This window comes from Mesorhizobium sp. M7A.F.Ca.CA.004.04.2.1 (assembly GCF_004022825.1).
In the GTDB taxonomy this organism is placed as follows: Bacteria; Pseudomonadota; Alphaproteobacteria; order Rhizobiales; family Rhizobiaceae; genus Mesorhizobium.
Map to the genome: position 1 here is coordinate 1 of NZ_RZPH01001734.1, position 528 is coordinate 528.

Genomic DNA, 528 nt, shown 5'->3' on the forward strand with positions numbered 1-528 from the left:
ACTCATATCAGGCCGAACGGTCTCCAAGACCGGCTCCAATCACAGGGGAGGCCGCTGATGCGTTACATCTTTGGGTTCTGGGCGGCGCCGATGGCGATTTTCTGGGGCTGGTTCTATCTGTCGGCCAATGACATCAATTTCGGCTACACGATGCTCAGCCGACAGATGCACGACTTCTTCTTCCAGCTCTATGGTCAGATGCTCGGCATCGATCCGGCGATCATTCCCGGCATGGTGGCGAAGACGTGCGTCTTCGACGGGTTGCTGCTGATGGCGCTTTGGGCTTTCCGCCGTCGCCGCGAAATCGCCGGCTGGGTCAAACAGCGCTGGGCGGGTCCGGTTCCGTTCGAGCGGATGCGTGGAGCGACTGAAGCCGGTCCAAAACTCCCTGCAGAATAAACGCGGCTGCCGCCGAATCGATCTTGCCGGCGCGCTTGCGGCGCGAGAAATCCATCTCGATCAGCGTCCTTTCGGCCGCGACCGTCGATAGTCTTTCATCCCAGAGCACGAAGGGCAGGTCGCTGATCT

The 528-nt window shown here is 60.2% G+C and carries 2 protein-coding genes; one reads left to right on the forward strand and one right to left on the reverse strand.

Annotated elements, in window-relative coordinates; translation table 11 throughout:
- The first annotated feature begins 57 nt into the window (after positions 1-57).
- Complete coding sequence (locus EN893_RS37285) at positions 58-399, forward strand: DUF6105 family protein (protein ID WP_127272493.1); 342 nt, start codon at positions 58-60, stop codon at positions 397-399.
- Here the strand turns inward: EN893_RS37285 and ruvX are convergent.
- Positions 317-528 (reverse strand): Holliday junction resolvase RuvX (gene ruvX / locus EN893_RS37290; RefSeq protein WP_128362324.1); only part of this gene is annotated, 212 nt, incomplete at its 5' end. The two genes, EN893_RS37285 and ruvX, sit on opposite strands and share 83 nt — an antisense overlap.